Source organism: Chloroflexota bacterium (assembly GCA_015478725.1).
In the GTDB taxonomy this organism is placed as follows: Bacteria; Chloroflexota; Limnocylindria; order Limnocylindrales; family CSP1-4; genus C-114.
Map to the genome: position 1 here is coordinate 1 of JADMIG010000037.1, position 19,800 is coordinate 19,800.

At 66.5% G+C, this 19,800-nt stretch carries 13 protein-coding genes, 1 tRNA gene and 1 pseudogene; 10 read left to right on the forward strand and 5 right to left on the reverse strand.

Annotated elements, in window-relative coordinates; genetic code table 11:
• The 3 genes from IVW53_14050 to IVW53_14060 form a co-directional block, all read left to right on the forward strand.
• Positions 1-636: hypothetical protein (locus IVW53_14050; GenBank protein MBF6606690.1), on the forward strand; the 636-nt coding region annotated here is incomplete at its 5' end.
• A gap of 305 nt (positions 637-941) precedes the next feature.
• Complete coding sequence (locus IVW53_14055) at positions 942-2,375, forward strand: MFS transporter (protein MBF6606691.1); 1,434 nt, start codon at positions 942-944, stop codon at positions 2,373-2,375.
• On the forward strand, positions 2,375-3,595 hold the full coding sequence (locus tag IVW53_14060; protein MBF6606692.1) for a saccharopine dehydrogenase NADP-binding domain-containing protein: 1,221 nt from the start codon (positions 2,375-2,377) through the stop codon (positions 3,593-3,595). The genes IVW53_14055 and IVW53_14060 overlap by 1 nt, the downstream gene beginning before the upstream one ends.
• On the opposite strand, the gene IVW53_14065 is transcribed toward IVW53_14060, so the two are convergent.
• On the reverse strand, positions 3,582-3,944 hold the full coding sequence (locus IVW53_14065) for a TfoX/Sxy family protein (protein MBF6606693.1): 363 nt from the start codon (positions 3,942-3,944) through the stop codon (positions 3,582-3,584). The two genes, IVW53_14060 and IVW53_14065, sit on opposite strands and share 14 nt — an antisense overlap.
• Before the next feature lie 123 nt (positions 3,945-4,067).
• Between IVW53_14065 and IVW53_14070 the strand changes: the two genes are divergently transcribed.
• Positions 4,068-4,144, forward strand: a tRNA-Pro gene (locus IVW53_14070).
• Positions 4,145-5,114: 970 nt separating this feature from the next.
• Here IVW53_14070 and IVW53_14075 read toward each other — a convergent pair.
• Both IVW53_14075 and IVW53_14080 read right to left on the reverse strand, forming a co-directional pair.
• A pseudogene (locus IVW53_14075) lies at positions 5,115-5,588 on the reverse strand (recombinase family protein).
• A 754-nt stretch (positions 5,589-6,342) separates the two neighbouring features.
• Complete coding sequence (locus tag IVW53_14080) at positions 6,343-7,275, reverse strand: hypothetical protein (GenBank protein ID MBF6606694.1); 933 nt, start codon at positions 7,273-7,275, stop codon at positions 6,343-6,345.
• A gap of 591 nt (positions 7,276-7,866) precedes the next feature.
• On the opposite strand from IVW53_14080, the gene IVW53_14085 reads away from it, so the two are divergent.
• The 5 genes from IVW53_14085 to IVW53_14105 all read left to right on the forward strand — a co-directional run bounded on the left by IVW53_14085 (position 7,867) and on the right by IVW53_14105 (position 15,963).
• Positions 7,867-10,377: a hypothetical protein gene (locus IVW53_14085; GenBank protein MBF6606695.1), complete on the forward strand. Its 2,511-nt coding sequence runs from the start codon at positions 7,867-7,869 to the stop codon at positions 10,375-10,377.
• A gap of 533 nt (positions 10,378-10,910) precedes the next feature.
• Positions 10,911-12,791, forward strand: coding sequence for a hypothetical protein (locus tag IVW53_14090; GenBank protein MBF6606696.1), 1,881 nt, complete (start codon positions 10,911-10,913; stop codon positions 12,789-12,791).
• 331 nt (positions 12,792-13,122) lie between these two features.
• Positions 13,123-14,100: a DNA adenine methylase gene (locus tag IVW53_14095; GenBank protein ID MBF6606697.1), complete on the forward strand. Its 978-nt coding sequence runs from the start codon at positions 13,123-13,125 to the stop codon at positions 14,098-14,100.
• Positions 14,101-14,979: a hypothetical protein gene (locus IVW53_14100; protein MBF6606698.1), complete on the forward strand. Its 879-nt coding sequence runs from the start codon at positions 14,101-14,103 to the stop codon at positions 14,977-14,979.
• A 198-nt stretch (positions 14,980-15,177) separates the two neighbouring features.
• Positions 15,178-15,963, forward strand: a complete 786-nt coding sequence (locus IVW53_14105) for a hypothetical protein (GenBank protein ID MBF6606699.1) — start codon at positions 15,178-15,180, stop codon at positions 15,961-15,963.
• A 230-nt stretch (positions 15,964-16,193) separates the two neighbouring features.
• Here the strand turns inward: IVW53_14105 and IVW53_14110 are convergent, their stop codons facing one another.
• On the reverse strand, positions 16,194-16,844 hold the full coding sequence (locus tag IVW53_14110) for a hypothetical protein (GenBank protein MBF6606700.1): 651 nt from the start codon (positions 16,842-16,844) through the stop codon (positions 16,194-16,196).
• An 18-nt stretch (positions 16,845-16,862) separates the two neighbouring features.
• Positions 16,863-17,876 (reverse strand): restriction endonuclease, encoded by a 1,014-nt coding sequence (locus IVW53_14115; protein MBF6606701.1) that lies wholly within the window; start codon positions 17,874-17,876, stop codon positions 16,863-16,865.
• A gap of 565 nt (positions 17,877-18,441) precedes the next feature.
• Between IVW53_14115 and IVW53_14120 the strand changes: the two genes are divergently transcribed.
• Positions 18,442-19,275: a hypothetical protein gene (locus tag IVW53_14120; protein ID MBF6606702.1), complete on the forward strand. Its 834-nt coding sequence runs from the start codon at positions 18,442-18,444 to the stop codon at positions 19,273-19,275.
• Positions 19,276-19,800: the final 525 nt, after the last annotated feature.

Sequence of the window (19,800 nt, forward strand, 5' to 3'; positions counted from 1 at the left end):
GCGTCGTCGCTCGATCGGTGGGCGTCCGTATTCGGGAGTCTCGGCCTCCAGCTCGCGGTGTTCGCCGAAGGCGTGTCGACGGCGGACAAGCCTCGCGACTACGAACACCTCAAACGCCAGCAGCTCATCGTCATCGCCGCCGCATCGGGTGGCTGGACGACCAGCATCGAGGCTCGCGTCGATCGGATCCCTCATCCATCGAGGTCGGTCGACGTGTTACTCGTCCGGTTGGCGCGTCGGGAAGCCGTCGTCGTCGAAGTCTGGGACTGGCTCGACGACGTCGGCGCCGCGCTTCGTGGCCTCGACGGCAGGGTCGCCTCCGTTCGCGCACAGCTCGCGGCTCGATCGGGCGGCGATGGGGAGTGGCATGTCGGCGGCCTCTGGGTAATCCGCGGAACACGACGGAACAGACGACTCGTCGCCGAGTTCCGGCACCTGTTCGCTGCGCGCTTTCCCGCCACTGGGGCGGCATGGTCCGGCGCCCTCGCGGACCCTACGACCCCGATGCCGTCGGCGGCCGGCATGCTGTGGACGGACGTTCGCGGCGAGCGGCTCCACCCCGGTCGGGATCGGGACGAACGGACCCGTCCCGGTCGGGATGGGGGCGACATGACGCGCTACCAGCCCCACGATTAGCCTGCGCCGCTGGACGGACGCCGGTCCGTTCCAAAGAAGAACGGACCCGAGCGCGACCAGGTGCGCGCTCGCCAGAACGGACCCGAGCGCGACCAGGTGCGTTCCGACCAGTGACGTGCTACCGCTGGCGAGCCCGCGGCGATGCCCGCCAGATACGATCCGAGCGTGAAGTTGGGCGCGCGTGGCAGGGTCGAGCGTCGGCGACGCGCCGGGTGATCGGCCTACTGATGGCGGCGACAGAGCCGACCCGCAGCACCGGTGGGATGGCCCAACCGGCTAGGCCAACGATGCGGCATCATGCGCGGATGGAACTCCCCGAGGCCGCGGCACCGATCGAGGCGTTCGGCGGGACCCCGGCGACCACAGCCGCCGCAGCTCCACCGGCCGCCGCAGCTCCACCGGCCGCCGCAGCTCCACCGGCCGCCGCAGCTCCCCCGGCGACCAGCGCCGCAGCCCAGGCCGAAGCAGCCGCCACCGCGCCGCCGGCCGCCACCGCGCCGCCGGCGACCACCGCCGCCGAGGCCGAAGCGGCCGACGCCAACGCGAAGCGATCCCTCATCCTCCTCGTGATCGCCCACGCGGTGAACCACTCCTACGCGGTGCTCCTCCCCCTCATCTTTCTCAGGATCATCGACGAGTTCCACGTCACGGAAGGACAGATCGCGTATCTCGCGGCATTCGGATCGGTGGCCTCCGGGCTCGTCCAGCTGAGCTACGCGTCGCTCACCCGGATCCTGTCGCGCCGCGCCCTCCTCGGGATCGGCGGGGTCATCTTCGGGGGCGGGTTCGCCGCCCAGGCGCTCGCCAGCGGCTTCGGTACGTTCGCGATCCCCAACGTGCTGTCACGGATCGGCGGATCGCCCCAGCATCCGGTCGGCAACGGGCTGCTCACCGAGCAGTTCCCGCCCCACCGGCGGGGCTTCGCGATCAGCGCCCACATCGCCGGCGGCAACGTCGGGACGGTCGTCGTCGCTCTCATCGGCGCCTCGATGATCGGCGCGCTCGGCTGGCGCACGACGTCGATCCTCTTCGGCATTCCGGCGATCGTCATCGCAGGCCTCATCGTGATCTTCATCCGCGAGCACGGATCGGATCGGGCGGCCGCCCTCGCCCACGGCAGCGTCCGCGACGCGTTCCGCCAGGTGTTCCGGGACCGCGATCTCCGCTGGCTGTACCTCACCTCCGTGCTCGGCGGCGGCGGCCGGGGCCTCGGGGTCGCGAACCTCTTCGCCCTCATCTACCTGACGAAGGTGATCGGCGTGGATGCCGCCACCTCCGGCCTCATGTACGGCGTCCTCATCGTGTTCTCCGTGCCGACGCCCCTCATCGCCGGCTGGCTGTCAGATCGGGTCGGCCGCAAGCCGGTCATCGTCGGCGTCTATGTCGGCGGCGCGATCGGCTACGTTGCGTTCCTCCTCGCCGGATCGAGCATCGTCGGCCTGTGGGTCGGGCTCGTCATCATGGGTTCGTTCAGCTTCGCCGAGAGTGGGCAGCTCCAGGCGCTGCTCGCGGACATCGCCCCGGCCGCCGTCCGCGACACGTCGTATGCCGCGTACTTCACCCTCGCCTTCGGCGTCGGTTCCCTGTGGACCGCCCTCTACGGCGTCATCATCGACGGGCTCGGTCCATCGACCGGAGTCCCGATCGTCTTCGTCCTCATGGCCGCGACGTTCCTCCTCGCGGCCGTCACGACCGTCTTCATCAGGGAACGGCGGTCACCAGCGCAGGTGGTGATGTGATGCGGATCCTCGTCATCGGTGCCGGCGGCGTGGGGAGCGCCGTCGCCCCGATCGCCGCCCGACGGGACTTCTTCGAGCGCTGTGTCGTCAGCGACTACGACGCGTCCCGTGCCGAACGGACCGTCGCCCGCCTGGGAGACTCCCGGTTCGCGGCGGCCCAGGTCGACGCGTCGTCCGCGGAGGCGGTGACCGCGCTGTGCCGCAAGCACGACATCACCCATGTCCTCAACGCCGTCGACCCGCGCTTCGTCATGCCGATCTTCGAAGGGGCGTTCGCCGCCGGCGCGGACTACCTGGACATGGCGATGAGCCTCTCGCATCCCCATCCCGAGCAGCCCTTCGCGCTGCCCGGCGTGAAACTCGGCGACGAACAGTTCATGGCCTCGCCGGCATGGGAGGCCGCCGGGCGGCTCGCCCTCGTCGGGATGGGCGTCGAGCCCGGGCTCTCGGACGTCTTCGCCCGCTATGCGGCAGACCACCTGTTCTCCGAGATCGACGAGCTCGGCGTCCGCGACGGCGCGGATCTCGTGGTCGACGGCTACGACTTCGCCCCCTCGTTCAGCATCTGGACGACGATCGAGGAGTGCCTCAACCCGCCGGTCATCTGGGAGGCGGAGCGGGGCTGGTACACGACGCCACCATTCAGCGAGCCCGAGACGTTCCTCTTCCCGGAGGGGATCGGACCGATCGAGTGCGTGAATGTCGAGCATGAGGAGGTGCTCCTCATGCCGCGCTGGGTGAAGGCCCGGCGGGCCACCTTCAAGTACGGCCTCGGCGACGAGTTCATCAACGTCCTCAAGGTCCTCCACATGATCGGCTTGGACCGGACGACGAAGGTCCGGGTCGGCGGCGTCGAGGTCGCTCCGCGCGATGTCGTGGCGGCCTGCCTGCCTGACCCTGCGACCCTCGGCGACCGGATGCACGGCAGGACCTGTGCGGGCCTCTGGGTGACGGGCCGCGGCGTGGACGGTGCGTCGCGCGAGGTGTACCTCTACCACGTCGTGGACAACGAATGGTCGATGCGGGAATACGGCTCCCAGGCGGTCGTCTGGCAGACGGCGATCAATCCGGTCGTGGCCCTCGAGCTGCTCGCGACGGGAGCGTGGCGAGGGACCGGCGTCCTCGGGCCGGAGGCCTTCGATGCCGTCCCGTTCCTCGACCTGCTGACGGCCTATGGGTCGCCGTGGGGGCTCGAGGAGCGGACGCCTACTTCGGCTTGAGCGCCCGCCCGACCTCGATTGCCCGCTCGAGCCAGCCCGACAGCGCGGCGTCGTCAGCGACGATCGACGGCGGCAGGACCACGTAGTCGCCCATCGGGCGACCCGGCATCGGCTCGAACGGTCCCGCGCCGGGCACGGCGAGGGCCGCCGCCTTCGTCTCGCCCGTCAGCCGGACGAACCAGCGACCGGCGTGGAGGCCGGTCACCAGGTTGCCGTTCACGAAGCCCGCCACCTCGCCGAACATCTTCCGCCGAGCGATCGCCGGCTCGCGTTCCGTGATCGCCACGAACCGCTCCGTCAGCTCGCTCGACGAGCGTTCCCAGTGCATGGCACCCTTCTCGGCCGGCATCGACGTTCCTCGTCGGTGGGTCCCTGCGGCAGGCCCAGCTGAGCTCGCGCTCGCCGGCGCCGCGCGGCCCGGTTCGGACATCGTGCGGTATCATCCGTCAGCCCTCTGCAACGGGCATCCGGTCGGGGCGTGGCGCAGCTTGGTAGCGCGCATCGTTCGGGACGATGAGGTCGGAGGTTCAAATCCTCTCGCCCCGACCAGTTCCAACTTTTCGCGGTAGGCGTAGCCGAGCAGCCAGGCGTCCTCGTTCGGCCGGGGGTGGACGGCGACGAGTTGTGAGCCACGGACGTCGAGCCGCTCGAAGATCTCCGTCGCGGCTCCCTCGCGGAGAACGTCCGGCACCGCGACGTCACGCCACAGCGAGCCGAAGTCGGTGAGGACGTCGCGTGCTCGCCGCAGCCGATCGGCATCCGGGGTCGTCTCGGCCACCGCCATCGGTCGATCGAGCGCCCGCCAGTCGCGATTGAAGGCGGGGAGGCCGATCTCGCCCTCGGTCAGCCGCCGCTGGAGCTCCGCGCGGGCCGCCCGGAGGAGGTCGGGGTCCGGCGCCAGCGGTGCCGTCGTCCCCCGCCGCATCGCCCGGAACACCTGCGCGAGGTCGTCGTCGCCCAGGTGCACGCCGTCCATGAGCGCGGCCACCTGGCTCTCGATGAGCTCGGCCCGCTGGCTCGCGTACCGCCCGCAATGGGGCCGGCGGGTATGGCGGACGCGGCGCTGGCCCGAATTCGCGTTGCCATGGTACGGACTCTCGCAGTCGGCACAGTGGAGGAGCCGGACAAGTGGATAGGAGCGACGGGGATAGCCACTCCCGCCACCATGGCGGGTCCGCCGCTGCGCCCGCAGCCCGGCGACCCGGGCGAACAGGGTCGGGTCGACCGGCGCGGCGAAGCTCGCCGCTCCTTCTTCCTCGTCGGGACGACCTTTGTGGCGGATCACCCGGCCGGCAAAGATCGGGTTGGTGAGGATCTCGGCGAGTCCGGCCTCGCTGAACCCGAGTTCGTCGGCGAGGGTCGTGTCGCTCCACGTGCCGGTGGCATAGAGGGCAAAGGCGCGCCTCACCCGATCGAGGTCGGGGCCTTCGACCGGGCTGAGCAGCTGGCGCGGTCCGATCCTCGCAAAGCCGGCCGGTGGATGACCACCGGGATCGCCGAACAGGCGCCACTTCTGCTCGTAGCCGCGGGCCACGTTCCGCGAGAGCCGTCGGATGTACGCGGCATCGGCGACCGTCTTGAGTCCTTCGAGCTCGTACGTCTCGACGTTGCCGCTGATGAGGGTGTCGGCACAGAAGACGACGACGACCCCGGCCCGGGCGAGGCGGTCGCGGTAGACCCAGGCGTCGGCGACGTTGCGGGCGAAGCGGCTCGTGTCAGAGCAGAGGAGGACCTCGAACCGGCCCGCCTCGGCGTCGGCGATCATTCTTGCGAAGTCGGTCCGCCGGAGGGTGTCCTTGCCCGACACGAGATCGACGTACTCAAGATCGGCGGACGCGAGGCCGTACCGGCTGGCGAACCGTTCCTGTTCGGTCCGCTGGAGGTCGGGGCCATAGCGATCGGCCTGACCGCGGGTCGACTCGCGGATGTACCCCGCATAGCGACGGCCGGCCAGATCCTCGGGCCGCAGATCGACCGCCCGGGCAAGGCTCATGATCGGGTCCTCGATCGTCGCCCGGAGTTCGCGTGATGGGCGCGGCCGGTCGGGCGTCGCGCGATCGTACCTCGCGTCGGGCGCGCGGAGTCGATCGACGCGTCGATCGCATCGAGCTTCGCGTCGACCATCGCGGCGATGATCCGGGCGAGTTCGGGGGTCATCGGCGCCGCCGTCGGGCAGGGATCGCGACCGACCGGCCGGTGGAGCCGTGCCGGCAGATCGCGGGTCTCCGGGTACCTGTCACATATGGTGGATGGGTGCGCAGGACGCTGATCGAGCGCGCTGGCGGTGCCGCCAGCACCTCGGAAGCGTCGCGCTGGTAGCGCTGCACCCGCGGCACGGTCGCTCCGCCGCGCGACGCGGGCCATCGCGTCGCGGGCCTCGCGCGCGGTGCACCACTCGAGCCGGCCATCGTGTCAGCTTCCCGGCGCGGGCGGAACCGCGAGCGCCGCGTCGTCGGCCGGATCGCCGTGGATATGGGAATGCTCGGCGAACCAGTGGATCGCCGGTACCGGCTCGCGCCTGCGCGCGGGAGGTGACCCGCGATGGCCGTGCCAGTGGTCGTGGACGCCTCGGCGGCCGTGACGATGGGGATGATCGTGGTGGTATTCGCTCATCGGTGGCCCAGCCTGCCTGTTGACGGTCTCGCGCCGGGCGCTCTGAGGTGAGCGTCTGGCCGAAACGCGCCCATCGTCGGGCTTGCCGCGACGGCCGAGGAGGACAAGAACTCGCGGTCCGGGCCGGCTCACCGCTAGCGGCTGATCCCCATGACCTCCCAGTAGCGGCGGTCGGCGTCGCGCCAGCTGTCGAGCGCGTCGTCGAGGCCGACGTCGCCCCTCGGCGGCCGGCCGCGCAGCTGGCGCCAGGCCTCTCGAACCCCCGGGTTGCGCAGCGCCGGCCCGCACAGCTCACCCTCCCAGATGAGCCAGGCCCGGATGGCGGCCCGATGGGAGTGACCCGCCTCGACGAGGCCGCGGCGGAGGAGGGTCGCCGCGAGCGGTGCCCGCTGGACGCTCGAGCGTCGCGCTCGCCCGGTCCAGAGGGCGGGATCGGCGCCGGTCTCGGCGGCCCAGGCAGCGCGCTCCTGCTCGGTCCACGGTCGTGGCCCAGCGGGCAGCCAGACGTGGGCGAGCGAACCACGGAGCAGGCCGATCGCGTGGCGGACCGCCTCGCTCGCGGCGGGATCGCCACTCCGGTCGGAGGATCGGTGCGCCCAGGCTCGGCGGAGGCGTGGGAGGGCCGTCAGTGCGGCGCACGGGGCGACCGAGGATGGCGGAGTGCCGAAGGCGAAGCCGGGCGCGCCGATGATGGCCGAGGGCGGGATCGCGTCCCAGGAGGCCATCGTGGGGAACCGGGCGTACTGGGCGCGGAGGGCTTCGAGCTGGGCAGCGGCGAGCTCGTGGGGTCCCCACCACGCGTCGGGCGTGAGCAGGTAGCGGCCGGGCCAGCGTTCCTCATCGGCCGCGCTCGGCGGCGAGCCGAGGCACCACACGTTGGGCGGCATCCGGACGAGCCAGCCGAGGAGGATCTCCTCGGCGCTCGACGTGCGGGACGTCCGGAGCGTTCGGGCGTACCAGCGGCGCCAGCGGGCGAGGGTCCGCCGATCGGGTGGCGGAGCGGCACGTCCGGAGCGCGGGGTCGAACCAGGCGCCATCCTCGTCAGCGTTCCCTCGTCCTCGGTCACGAACCCGGCACCTCCTCCCTGGAGCCGGACGCGGGGAGTGTATGGCAGGGACCTCACTGGCGAGGTGAACGGCGAGCCCCAGCAGAGCCACCGACGCGTGCTCATGCAGATGGAGCCCGAGACCTAGCCCGAAAGGAGAGGTGGGCCGGCCCGAACCGCAACGGCGAGTGGCCGGAACCCCAAAGCAAGTGGCCCGAAGGAGTTGATCCCCACGCTCAGCTCCCTCGTCGGCATGGCCCGAAGCTGCCCGCAGCCCGCGGAGGGAGGGGGGCCGGCCCGAAAGGGCAGCCGCGCATCGGGCCCCTGATCCATGCTCAGCAGGGCCCGCGCCCGGGGCGGCTCGAAACGTGGGGTCGTTTCGGCCTCCGCCGCGTTCTCCGGCATGGCGGCCCGAACATTGAGATGGCGTCCGGCACAGGCCGCGTGACAGCCGCCTCGCCAGCCGGGGCTACCGCAAGGTGGCGGTCAACGATCGCCCGTCCCCGCGGCTGCCGAGACGGCACTATCCCCGGTCATCAATACGTCAATGGAACGTTGACTGGCAAGCGCGGAGTCGGTAGCCTCGTGGCCGTGCTTTGCGAGAGGTATGACGTGCGCTACTCGAAGCTCTCACGGATACTCGGGCTCCAAAGTCAAGTTCCACCAAGCCTTGCGCCGCTGCTAACAACGATTCTCGCGAAGATCGAACAAATAGCCGTCTCGGCCAGCCAGCGGCCCGAGCCATTGGATGTCGATTCGAGAGTTCGCTCCTTCGGCGACCTCTCGCCGATGGACTCTGACGCCACGGTGGCTATCCTCGGCGATCGCGGCAGTGGGAAGACAACGCTTCTCAACTTCGTTTGTGCACACCTGCTGGATCGCAATCGCGATGTGGTCTTGCCGGTCCTGCGGCCTGAGTACTTCGGCGAGCAAGACACAGTCGCAGGTTGGGCTCTCGCAGCTCTTCATCGCTACCTTGAGCTTGAGTACGCCCAGCTACTCAGTGAGCCAATTAGCCCCGAAGAACCTAACGTAACGCTTGAGACCCTCCTCGTCGAGATTCGACGACAAGAGGCGATAACCCAACGCGGATATGCCAAAGCCCTCGCCAGTCAACAATTGACGCCAACCGAGTTTGGGCGGGATGCAGCGCACCTGAACAGCGAGGGCGCAACGTTCGTGGAGCAGTGGCGTCGATTCGTGGACGCACTCCTCTCGCAGGTCTTCCCCACTCCGGAGCGACCACCGCTACTAGTGATACCGATTGATGACGCGGACTTGCGTCCCGAGCTCCTGCCGGCAATATTCGCGGAGGTCCGTCGTCTTTCTACGCACCCCGGCGTCATCGTGCTTCTTTGCGCAAGTGAGTCAAGCACGCGATTCGCGCTCCTGTCCCAGGCGATCTCCGGACGCCAAGGTGCATACGAACTCGGGGGTCTTCTACAGAGAGGCCTCATCTCGGAGGCTATCGTGCTTGACCACGTCAACAAACAGCTCGCGAAGGCTCTTCCGGAGCACTTGCGCCTGACTCTGCTCCCGATGCCCATAAGGGATCGGCTCAAATTTACGCCCCTCGACCGTGAAGCCTCGTTCTTGGATCTCGCCCGCCAGTTCAGTGGACCGCCACAATCGCAGCTGGGAACGCTTGCCGATCTGTTTGCGCTCGTTCAGCCTGCTGAGGACACCCAGGACGTCCAGCCGTTGGGCTACGGCGAGTGTCTCTCCCCTTCGCCTCGCGCCCTCGATCATCTCTACCGCCAGTTAGAGGACGTGCCCAGAGGATCTGAGGCCCGTATTGACCCATTTGCAGCGGCGGCCAAGATGATCCTTGACCACGCTATCAAATGGTCAAGTTCTGATGTGCCGCTCCGTTTCAGACAGCCCTTGGGATGGGACCTCGATCTCGGCAGCGCGGGCATCCTGCTCGACTTTCGGGGCATGGTATTTGGCAAGCAGGTAGGTCGCGGTCGCAATCTCGGTCGGCGGCTCATTGGCCAGAACCGTGTGGTCAGAAACGGAATCCGCCGCGTCACCGGTTACTACGGACGACCTGCAGAGGCAGGAGATAGGACGGGGCGCGACGAGCCAGACGACAGCGAAGCGAGTGCGCCCAATTTTCCCACCGCATTCACCCACGCGCTGTACCTTGCGCAGCAACTCCGCGAAATCGAACCTGCCTTTAGGTCGTTGGGTCAGTACGGTCGTATGGACACGCCCGGCGGGATGGCTTGGGACAACGTGCTAGACGCGTCCCTGGATGGCGAGAGCACTGACAACCTCTTTTGGGTCGTCCCTGATTGGGACGAGATGCGCGATTACTTCATCTATGTCTCAGGATGGAATCCGCTCGTCGACGTCGTCATTGATCTCCCGGAGGGCGTCGACCCTGTGCGTCTACTTGATTTGATGTTTGTGGCCCACGTGCAGCTTGTCTGCGATGTGCAGATGATGCGAGCGCCATCACAGATGGTGACGGAATTGGCCGCGCAGATGAGCGACATCGTGCTAGACGAAGGAAACGCCTTCGAAGCCTCAATGGCGTCTGCACGCGCAACGTCGGCGGCGGCCGTCAGGTCGGCGATGGCTCGGGCGGGATCCGCGGGGAGCACGATCCGTGATCGCGACTTCTCCGACTGGCTGGAGCATCTTGTGCCCTGGGCCTTTGATCCGTTGGCCTCTAGCCATGCATCGGCGTCTTGGTTGCGACAAGTCCGTAGCGAGTTGCTCACGGAGATGCAGCAGCTCGATGGGGCGAACGCCGAAGCGGCGCGATATCTCGCACGACGGCTAAGGAAGCATCTCACCGAACCGTGGATAGAGTCGAGTCTGCAAGTACTCAACGAACTCGATCCAGCCACCGCGACGAGGGTTCGCGCGGAATGGCAGGAGAGCCAAGCGCAGAAGAGCAGAGAATTCCAAGAGCTGGTGGATCAACTGGAGGCCGGGGGTGTTCCGTTGGATGTGATCCGACGACTGCGCACGGAAGGGATCAGTGAATCGCTGGCGGAAGACCTCATTGCGGCCCGAGTTGAGCCGAAGATTGTTGCGGCAGTCGTGTCGAGGTTCGGAGCCCGCCGTTCCACGAGCGGGATGCCAGCCGGCTCGGGTGCCACCAACGAATGAGCGAGCTACTCGAGGCGGCCGCGTGCTCGGCCGTGTTCGCGTCGCTTGGCGGGCTCAGGAGGTTTGGCGAACCGCTCGATGTCCAAGACATCGCAGAGCGTGCGGCTGGTGAAATTACACAGATCTTCCGCGGCAGCCCAGCGCCTTCGCGCAGGCCCGCCGAGGTGCTTCGCCAGCGGTGGCGTTCGATTGGTTCGGAGATGTGTCCGCTCAATGCTCTGACGAGCCTCGGGTCTCGCCTGGCCGGAGCTCGCAGCCCCGCACCCTCCCATGAGAACTACCTCCGTCGTCGCCTGCCACCCGAACTCGTCGAGGCTGCCCGGGCCGTGTCGCAATCGCACGTATCTACAGGACAGAGGAAAGGCAACCGTGAGCCGCTCGTTCTCGGGGACTTTGCCGATGGCCACGTGCATCTCGGCACGGCTGTACCCATGTCATGGCTCTTCTTCATCGGCTGCGCTCGGGGAAGGCTTCCGGCCCCCGCGGAGTCCTGGGACTTTTTTTCAACGAGCTCATCTCAGTATCGACCAGACGTGCTCCTGTTCGCAGCCGGTCTCGCCCTGCGGAGCCTGACCGCGTATGTCCGGGACACAGGTGTCACCCACCCCGATTTCGGTACCCACCTCCGATACTCGGACAACTCCAACGAGTACGTGTCGCGGATGATGGGCAGGGCCGGAGGCAGCCAGCCGTTCTGGGACCTGGTGAGCGACCAATTGCATTCCAACGTTCTCGATCTCGCTACGTGGGATGCAGTCGCGGGCCGGCCGTCAACTGAGTCTGACGAGTCCGCGGCAGCGAAGCTCGGCCTCGGCATCATCGCGAGCAATCCACGTAGCGTTGTTTTGGACCTGCTGACAGCACTGATCCAGAAGCACTACGCGGTCCCTCACGACTCGCTCTACTGCGGCCACCTCTCGCAGGTTCTTCGTTGCCTTGCCGTCTTCCACTCATCAATGACGCCGGGAGTGCGCGCGGGCCTCGACTCGTTCGTCGAGCATTTCCAGATGCAGAGGCGCGCCCGCGATCTGGCGCGTGTCGGAGGCCGCGAGGCGTTGGTACGCACAGGACTGGAGTACCTGGCGGCAGACGACGGGGCTCGGCGCATCGAGCTGAGGACCTCTGTCGACGCTCCGACAATCGGGCGATTCGAAGAGTCACACATAGCCGCCCAGTTGATGCCAGCTCTCCGGGGATATCGACACTACTTGACCGATCACAATTCTGAGCCCGCCCCAGTCGTCAGGTTCCCTGTCTCGCTTCTCCGGCAGCGGCCAACAGTCGAGGACGATCGAGCAACCGCCTCGCCGACCAATTGGGACGCATCGTCCCTCTGGAAGACGATCGGGGCTTTGGCCGGATTCTATGCGTCATCGGAGTCCGCGAGGCAGTTCTTCGGTGTCGTCGACGTAGCTGGAGATGAGGAAGTCTTTTCCAATTGGCTGTTCACGTCGGCGCTAGAAGAACTGATTGTGCGCGTGGGCAACCGACTATCGGGGGATTGGCTGCCCGTGGTGACCTACCACATGGGGGAATCCTTCGCATATCCGCTTCAGGGCCTGCGTCGAATGGCGGAGGTGTTTGATCACGTACCAGAACTGAGGCGCGCTGGGCATGGGCTCGCTTTGAGTACGACGAGCCGGCATTCTCGCGAGCTGGTCGATCGCTTAGAGCTGCTTGATGACCTCACCTGGGCGTGGTCGGCGACAAGCGCCGTCGGCGACTCGTCGATCCAGGCTGCGTTGAGGGGCGCAGCGGAGGATCTCGTACCCATGGTATTCCCGGGGCTGCGTGCGTCCGTCGTTGATGCGTGGGCCGCCCAGAAGATGCGCTTCTCGCGGTCAGATTTGGTAGGTGCGGGTTACCTAGCATGGACCGACCATCGCGCCAAGGACGAGACGGCCTACGACGGAGAAATCCGGCGAAGTGATGTTTCGTCGCGCGGCGTCCGATGGCAGATGTTTACACGCTATCTCAGTCACGGCGAGGTGGACCATGGCATGATCGAGGTGGAGCCCTATCAAGATCTATTGGCGGACACCTTCGGCCGCCTTCTTCCGAACTATTGGCGTCGCGCGGTCGACCGCGGCATCATCTTTGAATACTGTCCGAGTTCGAACATAGCCATTGCTGGGTTGGACGATTACCGAAATCATCCCTTCTTTGACTTGGCTCCGCCCGGATTGGGGCGACTGCGCGTGACTATTAATTCCGACAACCCGGGGTTGTTCCACGTTCGCGTACCTGACGAATTCCGATCGTTGGCTGCGGTCGCACACGATGAAGAGGCTGTGTCCTTGGAGGCTGCGAGAACGCTAGGGTTGGAGGCGTTCGGTGGGGACATTGCTCCGGGCCAGGTCTTTGCGAGCACGGCGACAGCGTTGAGGGCACTCGAATTGCTTTCGCGTTACTAGCCGGACGCTCTGGGTCCCCATCAACCCGACCGGTTTGGACGGGTCGACCGAGGCCGCTCACGCACCCGAATGTCGACCTATTGACTCCGGCTTCTGATCCGAGCGACCCCGAGCGACCTCAGCAACGCCTGTCCGGCAGTCGACGGCAGGGGCTCGCGCGCGGGACGACCCGGGGCGACCATCGCGCGAGGTAGTGGGCCGCGCCATCGGAGCTGTCATCGCCGCTGGTACGCTTGCGACGATGGCCGTCCTCCTCGAACGTGTTCGCCCGACCCAGCCGTCCCTCGACGCCGTGGTTCGCCAGGTGGAGCGGTATCCCCGTCTGCGATACATGGGATCGAAGTATGAAGTCGCCAGGCACCTCATCGACGTCTTCGATCGACTCTCATTCGAGACCGTCCTCGATGCGTTCTCCGGCAGCGGGGTCATCGGCTACGCGCTCAAGGCCATGGGCAAGACGGTCACGACGAATGACTTCTTGTCGTTCCCCGCGACGGTGGCCCGGGCGACGATCGAGAACCCGGGTGTTCGCCTCAGCCCGACCGAGGTCGCGCTCATCCTCGGTCCGAACATCGACGGCCGAGACTTCATCCAGCGGACGTTCAGTGGGCTGTACTTCCCCGATGAGGATCACGCCTTCCTCGACAGCGCCTGGAGCCACATCGACCTGCTCCCACCCTACAAGCGGGATATCGCGCTCGCCGCGCTCGCCCTCGCTGCGGCCCGCAAGCAGCCACGGGGCGTCTTCACCGTCTCCGACTTCCGCTACGACGACGGCCGGAAGAACCTCCGCGTCCCGCTCCGCGACCAGTTCGTGGAGACCGTCGAGGCCTTCAACGGCGTGGCATTCGACAACGGCCAACCAAACCTCGCGCGGTGCGGTGACGTGTTCGCGATCGACCCGGCCGACTACGACGCGGTGTATCTCGATCCACCGTACGCGCCGCCGACCGACGACAACGACTACCTCCGTCGATACCACTTCCTCGAAGGGCTCTCGGTCTACTGGCGCGGCCAGCAGATCATGGAGCACACGAAGACGAAGAAGCTCCCGAAGCGGTTCACCCCGTTCGCCTACAAGCGGACGATCCGCGACGCCTTCCGCGAGCTGTTCAGCCGCTTCCGCAACAACGTCATCGTCCTCAGCTACAGCTCGAACTCCATTCCGGATGAGCAGGAGTTGTACGAGCTGCTCCACAAGGAGAAGGCGGAGGTCGAGGTCTTCGCCGTGCCCCACCGCTACTCGTTCGGGACGCACCCGGCTGCGCTGCGGCGAGAGGCCCACGAATACATCTTCGTGGCGCGCTGAATGGCGCCCGGATCGTTCGAGGAGTTCGTCGGTTCCCTCCGCAAGATCGAGGAGGGAAGGCCCTCGTCAACCGCGGACCCGACGGTGGCCCTCATCCGCGACGGAGCCTCCGCACTGGCGCAGCTCCCCGAGGTGACCGAGGAGACGCTCACCGCGCTCATCGTCGCGAACCCCGGGTGGACCCGCGTCCTCGGCCTGGCGATCGGCTTTGGCCAGGAGCAGCTCGCATCGGAGCTTCGCAGCAGACTCGGCAGTCCATCGTTCTCGAGCCTCGTCCGCAAGGGCTTGGCCGCCGACGTGGTGGGGATCCTCAACGAGTCCGGGCTCGTCGACACCGTCCGGGCGAATCGAGGGCAGACGTTCACCTACGCCGACGTCCTGATCGCGCGATATGGGAGTCGCGGCCGCGCCGGGAGCGCGATCAGCCGAGGTCGGCTCCTCGAAGACGGCGTCCAACGGGTCGCCGACGATCTCCGTCTGCCGTACCTGATGCGCGGTCGCTTCGTCGGCAGGGACGGCCTCGATGCGCCGTGCGACCTCGCGATCCCGGGGACCGGCCGAGACGCCCTCATCGTGGTGGCGATCAAGGGCTACAACTCGACCGGGAGCAAGCTCAGCACCTCGGTCGACGAGGTCCGGATCATGGCCGACATCCGCCGACCGACGCAGTACGTCTTCGCCGTGTTTGACGGCCTCGGCTGGCTCGGCCGAAAAGCCGATCTTCGGAAGGTCCACAAGATGTGGACCGACAGGAAGATCGACGGGCTCTACAGTCAGGCCAACCTGGATGAATTCAGAGCCGATCTGCGGAATGCTGCTCGCCGGTTGGGCATTGAGCCGGACCAGGACGGTGACCCAGGGTCATTCCCAGGGGGCTGATCGACGGGTAATGAGTGATGTATGGCTGTTACCCCGTCGGTCATCCGTCCGACACCTTGCCGCACCGCCCCATCTCGGGTGGTTTCCCGGACTGTTCTGGAGATGGCCATCCCGTGATCGAAACTGCGACGCCGCGAGCACCTCCCCGGTCGACGGAAGACGGCGGTGCTGCCTTCATGACCCCTCTATCCTCATGGCGTGAATGAGTGGGTCCGTCGCCACGGCCTCGGAGTCGTGCTGGTCGTCGGGCTTGCGCTCGTCGCCGTGTACTTCGCGAACCACGATCCAGCCGCGTTGACTGCCGGTGTCGTGCTCTTGGTTGTCGCTGCGGGATCTGGTGAGCTCCGATCGCTGGCCGCCGGCATCTTCCGTCTGGAGTGGTGGGAGAAGACGCGCCAGCAGCTCACAACTGAACTCGCGTCGCAGTCAGGAACGGGCACCAGCGCCGAAGTTACCGTCACTCCGCAACGGCCAGACCCCAATGCCATCGCAGATGCGCTCGGGAAGGATCCTCCCAGGTCGACAGGGGAACTTGCGCGGCGAATTGCCGCGGTCGTTGGAACCATGTCGACTCCCGTCGTCTTCCCAGGGGGTTCGGCTCAGGCGGCCGGGAACATTACCGTCGCACTCACGGCGCGCATCGACACGGATGGCGCTGTCGTCTCGTTCGAGATCGAGACTCCCGGGGTCACCTTCGCCCTCGCACCGGACGTCCTGCACCCGATCGCGTCGACGAATATCCACCTCGTCGCAGTCGCTCGGTGGCTCGCCGACCGCTCGACCGATACGCGAGTGGTTCTTGAGGTGCTCGGACAAACGGATGCCGCACTTCTACATCTCACGATCTCAAACATTCACTACAACGTGGCCCCGACCGTGCTCAGTGGCACTCAGGTGAGCCTGAGAGTGGAATGGGCGGGCAAGAACGCGAGGCAGGTCGCGCCACATGTAACCAACGCGGTCGTGCTCTCGCGAAGCATCTAGGCCCAGAGCGTCACCATTCATGCCCGTCAGACGCGGCCCGCTATGACCGCCCCCCGTTCTGGGATGACCCTACCGCGAGCGAGTCGACCTCCTCACGGATCGCATGCCATCGCGAGCCACCCCTTGCGGGCCGGCCTCCGGCTTGCGGAGACGGGTCGGTGCTCGGCCACGAGTCCGCGTGCCTTCTTGGCGCCTCACCCCAGAGCAGATGGTCGATCCCTCTTACGCGATCACGATACGGCTAGCGCCTTCCCGATGACGTTGATCGCCTCGGACAGCGCGCCGCGAACCGCGTCATCAAGTTCACTCGCATACCGTTTGAGGCGGTCGCTGCCGGACTCCCCTCCACCTATCTGCATGCCCTGGTAGTGCGTGGCGTCGAGGTAGCGGCTCTCGATGTCGATGTTCGTTCGGACCCACCGGTAGGCCTTGGCAATAACCGAGAGCAAGGCTGGGTCCTCGATCCACCGAAGCTCTCCACTGGCGGCAAGGGCATCCCACACCTCGGTTGTGAGAAGCGGCAGCACAAACGCGCGCTCCGGCGACAGGGTCCGCGTCTGGATGCCGCCGGCGTTCGACACGAGCTCCTCCCTGATGAGGCCGAGTACTTCTCGCTGACGCGCGACCGCCACCGCGGCCTCGTCGCGCTCGCGATCCGCCCGCTCGATCGCCACCTGCCGCCCCGCCACCCACAGACTCAAAGGAACACCGCCGAACACCCCTGCGAGTGTTGCCAGGAGCCCGGCGTCGAATGGATCTGTGAATGCCGTCGACCGTCCCAGGTGGACCATGGCGACGATCCCGATTGCGATGACGACCGGTACCAGCCACACGTAACCGCGTACATCGGGACGCCATCTGGAACGATCGTCGCGGTTCACGGCCGCGAGTCTACCGGTCTAGCCTTCGGCCTCTGTGACATCCTCGCCCGCTACCATCCAGGCTCGCTTGAGCGGAAGCTCCGCCCTCAACTCGGCGCCGAGCAGATCGTAGGTCTCGAACAGTTCGTTGAGCAGGGTCGACTGATTCCAGAGGCGGATCTTGAAGTAATCGTTGCGGGCCTCGCGCTCCAGCGAGTCCTTGAACCCGCCCCACGACACGACGAGCCCTTGATCAGCGCGAAAGTCGGTCATGCTGCCCTTCAGGGTACGAAGGACAGTCACGTCTGCGGGGCCATCGGTCGACTTGACCTGCACGACAATCCGCGGCTCGCCAAACCCCAGGGGCGGCGCGCCCGCGAGGATGTCTACGCCGCCGTCCGGACCGGGCGGCGAGACTCGCGTGGCATACCCCTTCGCCTGCAGGATTGCGTCGACGATTCGGGCGAGGCCGTGGCCCTTGAACCGGCGCCGAATGAGCTGAACGATCTGGTCCCTGCCTTCCTGCTCCAGATCGCGCTCAGGGTGGCTCTCGGGGGGCACGCGGCGCGGGGGAGCGCCGTTCGCGACGGCGATTACCCGCGCCTCTGCGTCGTCGCGCTGGACCGTGAACAGCCCCATGAGCGCCGAGAAGGCAGACAGTAGGTCGGGGTCGAATGCTGTCCTCGGCAGGTCCGTCCGGAGCCATCTCACTTGTCGGATGTGGTGGAGGTCATCGGGACCGCTGCCCACGGCGTAGGAGTAGGGACCGTCGACGTGGCCGACAGCCACCTGGTTCCGCGTCTTCAACGGCGACACGACCAGATCGCCGGGTTCCATGCTGTGCGCGAAGGCCCATAGCTGACCAACAATCACGCCCACCCGTCCCGCGGAGGCGTCCGGCTCGGCGAGTTGGAAGGCCGACCTCATCGCCTCTCTGGTTTCGAAGGTGAGCAGATCCGGCATCTCACCCCAACCGAGCCCGACGATTGATTGCTCGACAAAGCGGTCCTCGTATTGGCCGTGACTGCCACCCCTCACCACCCAGAGTGTCATGAGACAGCCCTCCCTATCCCGCTACTTCGTGATCAGCGCAAGGAGGCCGAGCACGAGGACTCCGACCAGCCAGCGAACGAGTAAGACGGCGCCGGTGAAGATCCCACCCAACGCGGTGAAAGCCACCTGCGGGCTCCACCGGTCGATGCGCCGAGCAGGATGGGCATCTTCGTCGAAGCAAGATACCAAGGTGCGAGGAACCGGCGCTGCTATCCAGCGCCAGCTCGGACGACCCGCTTCGAGTTGCCCCTTGGCCAAGATCGATTCCGACCAAGCCGACCTGCCGACGGCCGTCACTCGCCGCGGCGACGCAATCCGAAGCTCGCGAGACCGAGCTGCCGTTGGAGTTGGAACCCGTGAATCCTGGCCCAACTCCTCTCGCCGTCCACACCTCGCCCCTCGACGACACCTCTCGCCCCGCCTTCGGTAGTGGCTCAATTTGAAATGACCCCCCGTATGACTTCGTAGTGCCACCGCGACCGCTCACGCATATAGACTGCGGGGCATGGGCCTCCGCGAACGTTGGTCAGCAAGGCACTTTGGGCCACCCGAGGGGTTGGCCCTCGTGATCGCGGGTATCTTCGGGCTGCTCACGGATGCTGTGTCGCCGTCACCTTCGTGGGCCGTGGGATGGGGTTGGGTCGTTCTCGCCGGCGCGAGTGTGTTGGCCATCGGCTTGGGCCTCATCCTCATCTTCCGGCCGTTTGAATCATCCGGCCACCGGCTGGCCCGGCAACTCCGGCCCGTGATAGACGACGGGCAGATGCTCTTTCAGGCTACCGGCATGGCCGACGCCCACCCAGAGGATGTCCATAAGGACTTCACAGAGCGAGTGGCCCGGTGGGAAGCGAGAGCCAAACACGAAGTCGCCAAGCATGCCGACGACTACTCGGACGCGTTGTCGAAGGCAGTCTCCGGCGACATCCACGATTACGGAGCGCCGGGATGGCGACCTCCATTCGATCTGCAACGGCGACGGCTCGGACGATCTCTAATGGTGCTCCGCGCGATTGCCGCGGGCACGCCGTCCAATGACGTAGACCTCGATGCTGACCACAAGGCCAGGGAAGCCGTGGAGCAGGGTGTTCAAGAACGACTCGACGAGTTGGACAAGCTGGATGGGCAGTCGAAATGGGTACAGACGCCGGAGCAGTTAGCCGCCAGGATCGGTCCGAACGACATCATCCGTGCCTTCATCTTGCTTCGAAACGAGGGGCGCGCGCTCCGGGGTCGAGTAGAGGCGGTTGTCTGGGGCGAGCGTCAGAACAATCTCGCGTTCGGACAGGCCGAGCTGGACGATTGGCTTGGTCGCTGCGCCAAGGCCGTCTGGAACCACCGACCGGGCCATCAACCAGCCCTTGAACGGGCTACGCAGCAGCACATCCCATTCGGCAACTGAGACGTGATCACTCACGACACGATGGCGATAGACCTCTGGCGAGAGCGCACAACGAGGATCGATCTGGTTCTTGCTGTGCTTGACGGCATCATCACGTCTCAGACCTCCACCAGCCCCGCGATCTCGTCGCAGGTCCAAACGTGATTGCTGACGCCCGCTGCCATCGCCGGGGTTGTGAGCTCGCCGAAGCTCGAATGGACGCGCCCGAAGTTCTAGTACATGTAGTGCAGCGCGACCATCACCGCGTGGTTCTCGACCTTCTTGGAGAACCCCGTTGGTCAGCCGGGTGAACCGCCGCATTCCCATCCGCATGGTCAGGTTTTGCCGCTCGACGTAACTCGTGCTGATCTTGGACGGGTCAGGGTCGCCACTGATGACCCGGACTTCCTCGGAGAGCCACGACCGGCGGGCTGAACTTCCGGTCCTCATTCGGGTCGATGCCGTAGACCTTGACGAGCATCGGGGGAAACGCTAGTGCGCCGTCTCAAGAATGGCTCGACAACGCCCGACCTTGGCCAGGATCGC